At 67.8% G+C, this 12,988-nt stretch carries 12 protein-coding genes; 3 read left to right on the plus strand and 9 right to left on the minus strand.

The genetic code is table 11. The features are described 5' to 3' along the window. Window positions 1-109 precede the first annotated feature (109 nt). From bamC to ABUE11_RS04590, 5 genes are read right to left on the minus strand one after another with little or no spacing between them, the layout of a single operon-like run. Window positions 110-1,198, minus strand: a complete 1,089-nt coding sequence (bamC, locus tag ABUE11_RS04570) for an outer membrane protein assembly factor BamC (RefSeq protein ID WP_367067864.1) — start codon at window positions 1,196-1,198, stop codon at window positions 110-112. Window positions 1,199-1,242: 44 nt separating this feature from the next. Next, window positions 1,243-2,154 (minus strand): 4-hydroxy-tetrahydrodipicolinate synthase, encoded by a 912-nt coding sequence (dapA, locus tag ABUE11_RS04575; protein WP_367067865.1) that lies wholly within the window; start codon window positions 2,152-2,154, stop codon window positions 1,243-1,245. Window positions 2,155-2,184: 30 nt separating this feature from the next. Next, window positions 2,185-2,733: a class I SAM-dependent methyltransferase gene (locus ABUE11_RS04580; protein WP_367067866.1), complete on the minus strand. Its 549-nt coding sequence runs from the start codon at window positions 2,731-2,733 to the stop codon at window positions 2,185-2,187. A 1-nt stretch (window position 2,734) separates the two neighbouring features. Further along, window positions 2,735-2,863, minus strand: a complete 129-nt coding sequence (locus ABUE11_RS04585; protein ID WP_367067867.1) for a hypothetical protein — start codon at window positions 2,861-2,863, stop codon at window positions 2,735-2,737. A gap of 2 nt (window positions 2,864-2,865) precedes the next feature. Continuing rightward, entirely contained in the window at window positions 2,866-4,083 is a 1,218-nt protein-coding gene (locus tag ABUE11_RS04590) for an MFS transporter (protein ID WP_367067868.1), read from the minus strand. A 94-nt stretch (window positions 4,084-4,177) separates the two neighbouring features. On the opposite strand from ABUE11_RS04590, the gene ABUE11_RS04595 reads away from it, so the two are divergent. From ABUE11_RS04595 to ABUE11_RS04605, 3 genes are all read left to right on the plus strand, one after another. Then, window positions 4,178-6,154 carry a DNA topoisomerase IV subunit B gene (locus ABUE11_RS04595; RefSeq protein ID WP_367067869.1) on the plus strand — a complete coding sequence of 659 codons (1,977 nt, stop codon included), beginning with the start codon at window positions 4,178-4,180 and terminating at the stop codon, window positions 6,152-6,154. 105 nt (window positions 6,155-6,259) lie between these two features. Beyond that, window positions 6,260-8,425 carry a PhoX family phosphatase gene (locus ABUE11_RS04600; RefSeq protein ID WP_367067870.1) on the plus strand — a complete coding sequence of 722 codons (2,166 nt, stop codon included), beginning with the start codon at window positions 6,260-6,262 and terminating at the stop codon, window positions 8,423-8,425. A 378-nt stretch (window positions 8,426-8,803) separates the two neighbouring features. Continuing rightward, on the plus strand, window positions 8,804-10,237 hold the full coding sequence (locus tag ABUE11_RS04605) for a GGDEF domain-containing protein (RefSeq protein ID WP_367067871.1): 1,434 nt from the start codon (window positions 8,804-8,806) through the stop codon (window positions 10,235-10,237). 19 nt (window positions 10,238-10,256) lie between these two features. Here ABUE11_RS04605 and ABUE11_RS04610 read toward each other — a convergent pair whose 3' ends face one another. From ABUE11_RS04610 to ABUE11_RS04625, 4 genes are all read right to left on the minus strand, one after another. After that, window positions 10,257-11,087, minus strand: a complete 831-nt coding sequence (locus ABUE11_RS04610; RefSeq protein WP_367067872.1) for a BPSS1780 family membrane protein — start codon at window positions 11,085-11,087, stop codon at window positions 10,257-10,259. A 49-nt stretch (window positions 11,088-11,136) separates the two neighbouring features. After that, window positions 11,137-12,087 carry a homoserine kinase gene (locus ABUE11_RS04615; protein ID WP_367067873.1) on the minus strand — a complete coding sequence of 317 codons (951 nt, stop codon included), beginning with the start codon at window positions 12,085-12,087 and terminating at the stop codon, window positions 11,137-11,139. Between the two features lie 83 nt (window positions 12,088-12,170). Further along, window positions 12,171-12,536, minus strand: a complete 366-nt coding sequence (locus ABUE11_RS04620) for a hypothetical protein (protein ID WP_367067874.1) — start codon at window positions 12,534-12,536, stop codon at window positions 12,171-12,173. A 17-nt stretch (window positions 12,537-12,553) separates the two neighbouring features. Then, a complete protein-coding gene (locus tag ABUE11_RS04625; protein WP_367067875.1) occupies window positions 12,554-12,973 on the minus strand; it encodes a hypothetical protein in 420 nt (139 codons plus the stop codon). Window positions 12,974-12,988 lie beyond the last annotated feature (15 nt).

The raw sequence follows: 12,988 nt of genomic DNA on the forward strand, positions 1-12,988 counted from the left end.
GCTTATGATTTCAAACCCTGGAAATTCCGGGCCAGGGCTTGACATGAGCAATTTTTTGTTGCCTGTGACCCGGGCCCGGCGCGTCGGCGCAGGCCCGGTGGTCGCGGGTTTACTTCAGATCATCGAACAGCACGCGCACGATGCGCTGGGCGTTGGCCGAATTGTCCGGAGCGCCCGTGGCGTTCAGCACCGAGACGGTGCTCTGGTTGCCCTCGCTGCGTACGACGATGCGGTACTTGAGCGGCGCTCCGGTCTCGGGAGTGCTCGAGAACAGCTTGCTGAAGAAGCCCTGTTCCTTCTTGTCGGCGGGCGCCACATAGCGCACAAAGTACACGCCCTGGCTGCGGTCGCGGTCTTCCACGGTAAAGCCCGTGCGGTCGAGCGACACGCCCACGCGGCGCCATGCGCGGTCAAAGCCCTCATCGAGCTGCACGACGGGCGCATCGTTCACGGTGGCCATGCGTGCGCCGGCTGCGACGGGAACGGGGGCTGCGGTGGCGGCCTTGGCCTGTTCCTCGCTCACGCCGAGCTTGAGCATCAGGCGGCGCAGGAACTCGGTCTCGAGCTCCGGGTCGGCGGGGCGCGGTTGCCAGATGGTGTTGTCCTTCTGTGCGCTGGTATAGACCTCTTCCATGCCGCGGTGGGTGATGAAGATCTCGGTGGCGCCATTGGCCGTGCGCTCCAGGCGCGTGCGGAACTTGTCGCGCTCACTCGTGGAATACAGCGAGTCGAACACCTTGCCGATGGTCGAGCGGATGATGTCCTGCGGCAGCTTGGCGCGGTTCTCGGCCCAGTCGGTCTCCAGGATGCCGAGCTTGGGCTGCTCCTGGGTAAAGACAAAGCCGTTTTCCAGCCAGAACTCGCGCACGGGCTCCCACAGCTGGTCGGGTGTGCGGTTCACCACCAGCCAGCGCTGGTTGCCGTCGCGTTCGATGCGCACGTCGCCGATGGCACGGGGGGCGGCGTTGTCGGCGCTGCGTGGCTGCTGGGCCTGGCCGGCCTCGAAGGCTGCTGCAGACACCACGCCGCCGGGCACGGTGTAGCGCGACTCCTTCGAGAGCTGGGTCAGGTCCGGCGGGACCTCCAGCGTCGCGCCCTTGGTGGCGCTTTTGTAGTTGATCTTGTCGCTCTCCAGGGCGGAGCAGGCGGACAGGGAGATGGCAAGGCCCAGCAGGCCCAGGCGGGTGGTGGCGTTCACGCAAAAAATCCTTGTGGATCCGGGGGGTGTCCGGCGGTATCGGGTCAGGCGTTGTGGGCCGGCAGCAGGCCGGCGGCGCGCAGCGCGCCCTCGACCACGGCCTCGTTGCCCTGCGACAGCGGGGTCATGGGCAGGCGCATGGCGCCGCCGCACAGGCCCATGCGCTGCATGGCCCACTTCACGGGAATGGGGTTGGCCTCGACGAACAGATGCTTGTGCACGGGCATCAGCTGGAACTGGATCTCCATGGCGCGGCGCGTGTCGCCGGCAATGGCGGCCACGCACAGCTCGTGCATCAGGCGCGGCGCCACGTTGGCCGTGACGCTGATGTTGCCCTGGCCGCCGCACAGCATCAGGGCCACGGCCGTCGGATCGTCGCCCGAGTACACGGCAAAGCCCTTGGGCACGTCGCGGATCAGCCACTGCGCGCGCTCGATATTGCCCGTGGCTTCCTTGATGCCCACGATGCCCGGCACCTGGGTGAGGCGCAGCACGGTCTCGTGGTGCATGTCGGCCACGCTGCGGCCGGGCACGTTGTAGAGAATCATGGGCAGGTCGCCCACGGCCTCGGCGATCGCCTTGAAGTGGCGGTACTGGCCCTCTTGTGTGGGCTTGTTGTAGTAGGGCACAACCTGCAGCTGGCTGTCGGCGCCGACCTTCTTGGCAAAGCGTGCGAGCTCGATGGCCTCTGCGGTGGAGTTGGCGCCGCAGCCGGCCATGATGGGCACGCGGCCGGCGGCCTGCTCGACGGACACGCGGATGATCTCGCAATGCTCCTCGACGTTCACTGTGGGTGATTCGCCCGTGGTGCCGACCACGCCTATGCAGTCGGTGCCTTCCTGGACATGCCAGTCAATGAGTTTGCGCAAGGTGGGGTAGTCCACACTGCCGTCGTCGTGCATGGGTGTGACGAGGGCGACGATGCTGCCCGTGAGGGTGGCGCTGGAAGAGGTCATGTCCGCGGTCGAAAACGGTAAAAGAGCATTCTAACTAGGGTGCGCCACGAGCGGCAGGCGCGGCGGTGCGCCCGGCGCCGCGCGCACCGCGGCGATGCGCTGCACGAAACGCGCGGGCGCGTCGAGAAGGCCATTCTCATAGGCGACGATGTGCAGACTCCCGCAGGCGCGCAGAAGTTCACCGGGGGCGAGCAGAAACTCCGCGCGCGCGGGCCGGCCCACGGTCTCGTTGCCCTGGGCAAAGGTCTCGTACAGCAGCACGCCGCCCGGCGCCACGCTGTCCACGATGGTGGGCAGCAGCGGGCGCCACAGGTAGTTGGTGACCACCACGCAGCCAAAGCGCCGGCCCGGCAGCGGCCAGGGGCCGGCTTCGATGTCGGCGCAGATGGTCTCGCCCAGGTGCGCTACTGATTCAATAGCTTCCTGCGCTTTGTCCACGCCCGTTACGGGGTGATTTCTCTCAAAAAACCAGCGCATGTGCCGGCCCTGGCCGCAGGCCAGGTCGAGCACGCTGGCGCCGGCCGGCACCAGATGGCTCCAGCGCCGGATCCAGTCCGAGGGGGGGAGGCCGGCGTGCATGTCAGAAACAGGCCCAGATCTGGTCGGCCAGGGTGAGCATGAACTCGGGCCGCAGGTAGAGCGCAAACACGGCCAGCAGCACGGCCAGCACCATCGCAAGGGCCAGCCAGCGTTTGTGAGCGGCGCGCATGGTCAGGCGGCCCGGGGCGTGGCGCGCGCGATGGCGCCCTCGCGGATGGGCAGGTTGATCAGGCCGGCGGCCACGCCAAGGGCAATGGCCATGTACCAGACGATGTCGTAGCTGCCCGTGGTGTCGTACAGATAGCCGCCCAGCCACACGCCCAGGAAGCTGCCGATCTGGTGGCTGAAGAACACGAAGCCGCTCAGCATGGACAGGTGCTGCACGCCGAAGATCTGCGCCACGGCGGCATTCGTGGGCGGCACGGTGGACAGCCACAGCGCGCCGATCACGGCCGAGAACACATAGACCGACAGCGGCGACAGCGGCACCAGCAGAAAGACGCTGATGACCACGGCACGCGCAAAGTAGATGAAGGCCAGGATGTGGCGCTTTTGCAGGCGCTGGCCCAGCGTGCCCGCGGCATAGGTGCCGAACACGTTGAACAGCCCGATCAGTGCCAGCGCGTAACTCGCCACCTGGGGGGACAGGCCGTGGTCGCGCAGATAGCTCGGCATGTGCACGCCGATGAACACCACCTGAAAGCCGCAGACGAAGTAGCCCGCGGTGAGCAGCAGAAAGCTCGGGTAGCGCAGCGCCTCGGCAAAGGCATGGCGCGCGGACTGCGTGCGCTGCACGGGTGCGCTGCCGTGAAAGCCCGGCTCGCGCAGGCCGAAGGCCAGCGGCACGATGAGCAGCACCATGGCCGACAGCACCAGGAGCGCATCCTGCCAGCCCAGGCGCAGGATGAGCTGGCCCTCCAGCGGCATCATGAGGAACTGCCCGAACGAGCCCGCGGCCGCCGCCACGCCCATGGCCCAGGAGCGCCGCTCGGCCGCAATCTGCCGGCCCAGCACGCCGTAGATGATGGCGTAGGTCGTGCCCGCCTGGGCCGCGCCTATGAGCACGCCCGTGGTCAGCGAAAACAACAGCGGCGTGGGCGACAGCGCCATGCCGGCCAGCCCCAGGGCGTAGAGCAGGGCGCCCAGGATGAGCACGCGAAAGGCCCCGAAGCGGTCGGCCAGCATGCCGCCGAAGATGCCGAACAGGCCCCAGGACAGGTTCTGTATCGCCATGGCCAGCGCGAAGGTCTGGCGCGTCCAGCCCATGTCCTGCGTGATGGGCTGCAGCCACATGCCAAAGCCATGGCGTATGCCCATGGACAGGGTAACGATGGTGGCACCGCAGATCAGCACCTGGGCCATGGAGAGTTTTCGGGTCGCGTCGCGCATCGGGCGAATGTAGCGAAAACCCGTAGTTGCTGCTTGCGCCATCGTTGAAATGATAGAAACCCTGGCTTTATATCCAGCACTACAATGCGCCGCCATGGCAAGCAAACCCACCCCCGTACCCGCGTATTCCGAAGGCTCGATCCGCGTCCTCAAGGGCCTGGAGCCCGTCAAGCAGCGCCCGGGCATGTACACCCGCACCGACAACCCGCTGCACATCATCCAGGAGGTGCTGGACAACGCCGCCGACGAGGCGCTGGCCGGCTATGGCAAGAAGATCAAGGTCACGCTGCACCAGGACGGCTCGGTGAGCGTGGAGGACGACGGCCGCGGCATTCCCTTCGGCCTGCACCCCGAGGAGGGCGCGCCCGTGGTCGAGCTGGTGTTCACGCGCCTGCACGCGGGCGGCAAGTTCGACAAGGGCCAGGGTGGCGCCTACAGCTTCTCGGGCGGCCTGCACGGCGTGGGTGTCTCGGTGACCAATGCCCTGGCCACGCGTCTGGAGGTGGCCACGCACCGCGAGGGGCAGGTGGCGCGCCTGGCCTTTGCAGGTGGCGACGTGGTCGAGCCGCTCGTGGCGCGGCCGCTGGAGGCGGGCGAGCGCCGGCAGGGCACGACGGTGCGTGTCTGGCCCGACGCGAAATACTTTGAATCGAGCAGCCTGCCCCTGGGCGAGCTCACCCACCTGCTGCGCAGCAAGGCCGTGCTCATGCCCGGCGTGTCGGTGACGCTGGTCAACGAGAAAGCCAAGGATCAGCAGACCTGGCAGTACAAGGGAGGGCTCGCGGACTACCTCACGCAAAGCCTGGCGCAGGATCCGGTGATTCCGCTGTTTGCCGGCGAGGGCTTTGCCGACGCTGGCAGCGACAGCTTTGCCGAGGGCGAGGGCGCCGCCTGGGCCGTGGCCTTCACCGAAGAGGGCGCGCCGGTGCGCGAGAGCTACGTCAACCTGATACCGACTTCCGCCGGCGGCACGCACGACAGCGGCCTGCGCGATGGCCTGTTCCAGGCCGTCAAGGGCTTCATCGAGCTGCATTCGCTCTTGCCCAAGGGCGTCAAGCTCATGCCCGAGGACGTGTTTGCGCGCGCCAGCTACGTGCTCTCGGCCAAGGTGCTGGACCCGCAGTTCCAGGGCCAGATCAAGGAGCGCCTCAATTCTCGCGACGCGGTGCGTCTGGTCAGCAGCTTTGTGCGCCCCGCGCTCGAACTGTGGCTGAACCAGCATGTGGACTACGGCAAGAAGCTCGCCGAGCTGGCCATCAAGGCGGCACAGACCCGGCAAAGGGCAGGCCAGAAGATAGAGAAGAAAAAGGGCTCGGGCGTGGCCGTGCTGCCCGGCAAGCTCACCGACTGCGAAAGCCGGGACACGCAGTACAACGAGGTCTTTCTGGTCGAGGGCGACAGCGCCGGTGGCAGCGCCAAGATGGGGCGCGACAAGGAAACCCAGGCCATCCTGCCGCTGCGCGGCAAGGTGCTCAACACCTGGGAGGTGGAGCGCGACCTGCTGTTCAAGAACAACGAGGTGCACGACATCTCGGTCGCCATCGGCGTCGATCCCCATGGGCCGAATGACGAGCCCGACCTCTCGGGCCTGCGCTATGGCAAGGTCTGCATCCTGTCGGACGCCGACGTGGACGGCGCGCACATCCAGGTGCTGCTGCTCACCCTGTTCTTCCGCCATTTCCCCAAGCTCATAGAGGCTGGCCATATCTACGTGGCGCGCCCGCCGCTCTACCGCGTGGACATCCCGGCGCGTGGCAAGAAGCCCGCGGCCAAGCTCTACGCCCTGGACGAGGGCGAGCTCGAGGCCATTCTCGACAAGGCCGCCAAGGACGGCGTGGCGCGCGAGAAATGCCAGATCAGCCGCTTCAAGGGCCTGGGCGAGATGAATGCCGAGCAGCTCTGGGACACCACGCTCAACCCCGACACGCGCCGCCTTCTGCCCGTGCAGCTCGGCAGCCTGGACTTTGCCGGTACCGAAGGGCTCATCACCAAGCTCATGGGCAAGGGCGAGGCCGCCTCGCGCCGCGAGCTCATGGAACTGCATGGCGATGCGGTGGAGGTGGATGTGTAGCGTCTGCCGCACGTCACGCAGACGTCATGGGGCTGTCACGGTGCTGCAATGTGCGCGCGTGACGATGCAGGGGTTTTGACGACCCACAACGGAGTTTTCCACCCCATGCGCCCCACGCACAGCACCCCCGCTTCCGAGTACGACGACAACGAGATCGTCAACCTTTCGTCCAACCCGCACATGGACGCCATCCTGGCCGCGCGGCTGAGCCGCCGCAGCGCGCTCAGGGGTGGCGTGGGCGCAACCACGGCGGCTCTGCTCGGTGGCCTGAGCCTGAGCGCCTGCGGCGGCGGCAGCGACGATGAGGCTCCCGCCAAGCCCGCAGAGCCGCTGCGCCTGTCCTTTGCCGCCGTGGCCAAGACCCATGCGGACCAGGTGACCGTGCCCGAGGGCTACCAGGTCAGCATCCTGCACGCGCTGGGCGACCCCATGCACTATGGCGACGCGTCCTGGAAGGACGACGGTTCGGAGACGGCCGAGTCCTACGAGCGCCGCATCGGCGACGGCCATGACGGCATGTACTACTTCGGCCTGTCCGATGCGGGCACGTTCGACGCCAGCCGCTCCGACCGCGGCCTGCTGTGCGTGAACCACGAGTACGTGGTGGCGCCCTACGGCCTGCACGCCAGCGGACGTGTCGTCACCGCCGGCAAGCGCAGCGCCGAGCAGGTGGACAAGGAGATCTACGCCCACGGCGCCAGCGTCGTCGAGGTCAGGCGCAAGGCCGGCAGCATGGACATGGAGATGGTGCGCGGCTCGCGCTACAACCGCCGCATCCATTCGGCCACGCCCATGGACATTGGCGGCCCGGCCGCGGGCCACGCCAAGCTGGTCAACAAGCTCTCGCCGGACGGCAAGCAGGCCTTCGGCATGAACAACAACTGCGCCTGCGGCTACACGCCCTGGGGCACCTATCTGACCTGCGAGGAGAACTACCTCAACGTCATCGGCCGCGCCGCGGGCGACGACGCGCAGCGCTCGGCCTCCGAGATCGTGGCCCTGAAGCGCTACGGCCTGCCGGAAAACCGCAAGAATCCCTACCTCTGGGACACGCCCGATGGTGAGCAGTACCAGCGCTGGAACAGCAAGGTCAGCGGCGCGAGCGCCGCGGACGACCACCGCAACAGCTTCAACACCTTCGGCTGGGTGGTCGAGATCGACCCCTTCCGCCCCGACAGCAAACCGGTCAAGCGCACGGCGCTCGGCCGCTTCAACCACGAGGGCGCCTGGCCCGCACCGGCCAAGGCGGGCGAACCCATCGTCATCTACTCGGGCGACGATGCGCGCAATGAGTACGTGTACAAGTTCGTCTCCGACGCCCGCTGGGACCCCAAGGACATCGACGGCGGCGCGGCCGCGGGCGCCAAGTACCTGGACAAGGGCACGCTGTATGTTGCGCGCTTCAACAACGACGGCAGCGGCGAATGGCTGGAGCTCACGCACGGCAAGCACGGCATCGATGCGGGCAATGCGCTCTACCCGTTTGCTGACCAGGGCGACGTGGTCATGCACTGCCGCCTGGCGGCCGACTTCCGCGGCGCGACCAAGATGGACCGGCCCGAGTGGGGTGGCGTGAACCCGCTCAATGGCGAGGTCTACATGACCATGACCAACAACTCGCAGCGCGACGGCAGCAAGGTGCCGCTGGACGCCGCCAACCCGCGCAAGGGCAACGCCAACGGCCACATCATCCGTTGGCGGGAAGAGGGCGGCCAGGCCGGCACGCGCTTTCAGTGGGACGTGTACCTGTTCGGCGCGCGCGTCGATGAAAAGCAGAGCCAGAACCTGTCGGGCCTGACCGACGTGAACGACTTTTCCAGCCCCGACGGCCTGTACTTCGACCAGCGCAGCAGCGGCGGCGGCCTGCTGTGGATACAGACCGACGACGGCGCCTACACCGATGTGACCAACTGCATGATGCTGGCCGCCATCCCCGGCCGGGTGGGCGACGGCGGCAAGACCACGACCAAGGAGGGCCAGGCCACCATCATGGGCGCCAAGGCCAGCGACGCCACGGTGCGGCGCTTCCTGGTCGGTCCGTTCGACTGCGAGATCACCGGCGTGGTCGTCACGCCCGATGGCAAGACCCTGTTCTTCAACGTGCAGCACCCCGGTGAGGACGCCGACAAGGCCGACTTTGCCGCGGGCAGCTTCACCAGCCACTGGCCCGGCAACCAGCCCGGCATCACCAGCGGCCACAAGGGCCACAAGCGCCCGCGCTCGGCCACCGTGGTGGTGACGCGCAAGGATGGCGGCACCATCGCCATCTAACCATCGTGGATGGACGGGCTGCCCCTGTGCGGCCCGCCGCCCACATCCCACAGCAACCCGCCGCGTGCGGGTTTTTTCTTATTTGTGGCGCCCGATGGGGTCGGGTTTCGTCGGTTGGGGCAATGGCACAATCGTTGCAGGCACCTGGGTTGTGCATCTGCTCCCGGGTGACCGCACGGCCCGGTGGATTCCTGCAATTCTTCCAATTCTGGCGTGTTCCCTTACCCCACCTGTCATGCATTGTTGCGACATGTCGCCGGGGGCGCGAGCCCTGGGCGGTGGCGCCTGTGGCGTGTGCTGCTGTGGGCCTGGTGCGCGTTGCCCTGGGGGCATGCGGCGGCCTGCGAGGGGGCGCAGCGCGTCCGTCTGACGCAGCCCGTGACCTTGAGCGCGCAGGAGCGGGACGAGTTCCATGCCATGCCGCCCCTGCGGGTCCTGTCGTCCGACGTGCCACCGATGGCGCGCTACGACGAGCGGGTGGGGCGTCACGCGGGCATTGGCGTCGATGTGCTGTGCTTCGTCACCACGCGCCTGGGGCTGCGCTATGAAATCCTGTCGGGCCGCGGCTTGAGCACGGCGGACAAGATCCGGCTGGTGCAGGAGGGCAAGGCCGATGTCTTCCTGCCGCTCAGCGAGAGCGTGGAGCGGGCCGAGCGCGGCCTGTTCACCCTGCCGTACTACGAGAGCCACTACGCCGTCGTCGCGCGCAAGGGCTGGCGCCCGGAGATACGCGGGCTGACCGACCTGACGCATTTTCGTGTGGGCGTGGCCGAGGGCACGGAGTTCCAGGGCGTCCTCGAGGGCGTGGTCACGCCGGGCAGGCTGATCGCCTACGACGCGGCGACCGAAAGGCTGTTCCAGGCCTTGCGCGAGGGCCGGATTGACGTGGCCGTGTTCAGCAAGCGCGTGTTCGAGGAAAAGCGCTTCCAGCATGAATACTTCGACCTGGAGGTCGTGCACACGCTGCACGATGCGCCGCGCGTTTACGGCTTTTACTTTCATCCGTCGCGGCGCAACCAGCGCATCGTGCAGGCGTTCGACCGCCATCTGGCCGTCATGGACATGTCCGGTGCGGTACGGGCGCATGAGGATGGCGAGCGCCAGTTCATCGAGCGCTATGTGACGCAGCGCAACCGGCAGCTGTTCTGGAAGGTGGCGGCGGCCGTGGCCGTGGTGCTGATACTCGCGCTGGTGCTGGTGCTGCACCGCTACCGCCGCATGTTGCAGCGGCTGGCGCACAGCAACGAGCAGATCCTGCGCCAGCAGCATGCCCTGGAGGCGGCCAACCGCGAGCTCGAGAGACTCAGCCAGACAGACGGCCTGACGGGCCTGACCAACCGCCGCCAGTTCGATCACACGCTGCTGCGCGAGCATGCGCGCCAGCAGCGTACGGGCTCGCCACTGAGCCTGCTGATGACGGATCTCGACCATTTCAAGCATGTCAACGACCACTATGGTCACGCCGTGGGTGACGACTATCTGCGCGCCGTCGCGCGCGTGCTGCAGACATCGGTGGCCCGTGCCACGGACGTGGCGGCGCGCTATGGCGGCGAGGAGTTCGTCTGCCTGCTGCCGGATACCTCGGCCGAGGATGCCTTCATGCTCGCCGAGCGCATACGTCGGGGCGTGGCCGATCTGCAACTGCCCAATGCCCAGGCCGAGCCGCCCCATCTCACCGTGAGCATAGGCGTTGCGACGCTGGAGAGCGGCAACGGCAGCGCGGCGGACCTGCTCGCGCAGGCCGACGAGCAGCTGTATGCCGCCAAGCGCGCCGGGCGCGACCGGGTGCATGCCGTGGTGCTGCGGCAGTAGCGTGCCGCGCCGGCCGGCGTCAGTCGCCCGTGGGCTCGGACGGCTCGGGCTGTCCGTCCGACTGCTCCAGGGCCTCGGGCGGCTCGAAGCAGTCGCGGAAGGTGAACACCACCGAGGTCAGGAACATCGCGGCCAGCATCATGGCCGTGGCCACCATGGCGCCACCGGCCATGGCGGCGCCCAGCCCCAGGGCGGCCAGCAGCGTCACCAGCAGGCTGATGCCCAGGCCCGCGCCGAGGAACACACCCATCCACGCCAGGCCGTAGACGACAAAGGCGGCAAAGTTGCGCCAGCAGGCGACGATGCTGAAGAACAACGCCTTGATTGGGGGCACGTTGTGCCAGTGCACCAGGCCCGGTGCATGCCAGAACAGCAGCGACAGCGGCACGTACAGCAGCAGCGACAGCCACATGGCGGCCTGGAAGTCGCCGGCCTCGGCCACCTCGCGCGTGAGCGGCGCGCCGCCCAGGTACACGGCGGCAAACTGGCCGCCGTCTATGAGCGCCGACAGCCCCATCACCGAGAGAAAGCCCACCGCATAGAGCGCGCCCAGCGTCATCATGGCGTGCAGGCGCTGGCGCCCGGTGCGAAACGCCACCAGCAGCAGGGTGGGCGTGGGCGTGCGGCCCTGGCTGGCCTCGGCCGCGGCCACCATCATGGCCAGCGTGGCGGAGGGCAGCAGAGACAGGGCCACGGCCGGGCCCACCAGCGGCAGCAGCGTGGCCAGCGACATGGCGGCCATGGTCATGAAGAACAGCGCGGCCAGCGCCATGGGCTGGCGCCAGAACACGGTGATGCCCAGGCGTACCCATTCCAGGCCCGTGCGCGCGGGGACGATGTGCAGTTTCATGGTGTGGTGACTCTACCCCAGGGGGTGGCGACCCCGACAGGGCGGCGGGTCAAAGGTGTATCGGATGGCGCACGCGCTCGCGCAGCACGCGCTCGAAATGCGTGGGGTCGTGGGGCTTGAGCATGCTGGCCTCGCGCGGCAGGTAGAAGTCCCACAGGCGCGAGATCCAGAAGCGCAGCGCGCCCGCGCGCAGCATGGCCGGCAGCAGCTCGCGCTCGGCGGCCGTGAGCTGCCGAACCTCCTGGTAGGCGGCGAGCAGGGCCGCGGCGCGCGCTTCGTCGTGGCGGCCTTGGGCCAGGTCTATGCACCAGTCGTTCAGGCACACGGCGAGATCGAAGAGCCAGGTATCGACGCCCGCGAAGTAGAAGTCGAAGCAGCCCGTGAGCTCGTCGCCGTCGAACATCACGTTGTCGCGGAACAGGTCGGCATGGACCGGGCCGCGCGGCAGCGCCGCGTAGGCGCTGCCGGCCGCCACATGGTTCTGGTAGGCCAGCTCGGACGTGAGGAGCTCGGCCTGCTCGGCGCCGACATGCGGCAGCACCACGGGCACGGTCTCGTTCCACCAGGGCAGGCCGCGCAGATTGGGCTGCTGGCGCTCGTAGTCGCGTGCGGCCAGGTGCATGCGGGCCAGCAGGCGGCCGACGGCCGCGCAATGCACGGCCTCGGGCGCGAGCTGGCTCCTGCCGTGCAGCTTGGTGGCCAGGGCCGCGGGCTTGCCCGCCACCTGGTGCAGGATCTCGCCATGCTTGTCGGCCTGCGGGTCGGGAACGGGAATGCCGGCATGGGCCAGATGCTTCATCAGGTGCAGGTAGAAGGGCAGCTGCTCTGCACTGAGCCGCTCGAACAGCGTGAGCACATAGTCGCCCGCGTCACTGGTCAGGAAGTAGTTGGTGTTCTCTATGCCGCCCTCTATGCCGCGCAGCGAGATCAGCTTGCCCAGCTGCAGGCGCTGCAGCAGCGCCTGCGCCTCGTTGTTGGAGACTTCGGTGAAAACGGCCATGGGTCAGCGAGAAAACAGGCTGTGAAACGGTGGTTGCAGCGGGCGCCGCCGGGCGCGGGCGCTGCGGCGAGGCTCAGGGCCTCTCAGAACTTGCGCAGATTCCACACGCGCGGGGCGTTCACGGAGTCCGATTCGTTGAAGTTGCCGGGACGGGCGCGTGCGCCGTCGTTGGACTGCACCTCGTAGGAGGGCAGGGGCGTGCCGGTCTTGGGCTGCACGGTGATGTTCTGCGTCTGTCCACCCACGCGCAGCTCCTGGATGCGGCTGCCCGCGTCCTCGACCACGATGTGCTGCACGCGCGGCTCGGGCCGATCATGGGTCTTTTGCTCTTGTGTTGATAGCTGTTCACGCCCGTCCACGTTGGGGTTGGGCGAGTTTTGACTGGTATTCTGAGCCAGGGCAGGGGCACTGGCCAGGGCCAGCAGCAAGAATGAATGAACGGCGCGCATGGCACCGATTGTAGGTGTCAGCGCAGGGGTGGGCAGCCGCCCGCCGCGCAGGCCACGGTGTGCTGGCCGATGAAGCTGCGGAAGTTCTTGCCGAGCCGGCCCATCTCGGCGCAGACATCGCCGCGCGCGTCGAAGGCAAAGCCCTGGTCGCCGGCCGCGTTGAGCAGTTCCACGCGGTCCAGGCCCAGGGCGGCGAACTGCGCTGGCTCGTACCACTGCTTGGCGCAGATGTGGTGGAAGACGAAGGTGTCGTAGACCAGCTCGCTGACCTCGCTCTTGCCGAGCCGCGCGCGCAGCACGCCGCCCTCGAACTGCGCCGCGGTCACGCCGCCGGCCCGGATGGACTTGTCCAGCAGCGGCGGAACATTCTTGAAGCCAGCATCGGCCAGGGCCAGGGTGGATGCGGCGCAGGCCAGCAGTGCGAGCAGGTGTTTCATGGCGACGGTAGCGGC

Origin of the sequence: Oryzisolibacter sp. LB2S, assembly GCF_040732315.1 — a bacterium.
In the GTDB taxonomy this organism is placed as follows: domain Bacteria; phylum Pseudomonadota; class Gammaproteobacteria; order Burkholderiales; family Burkholderiaceae_C; genus Alicycliphilus; species Alicycliphilus soli.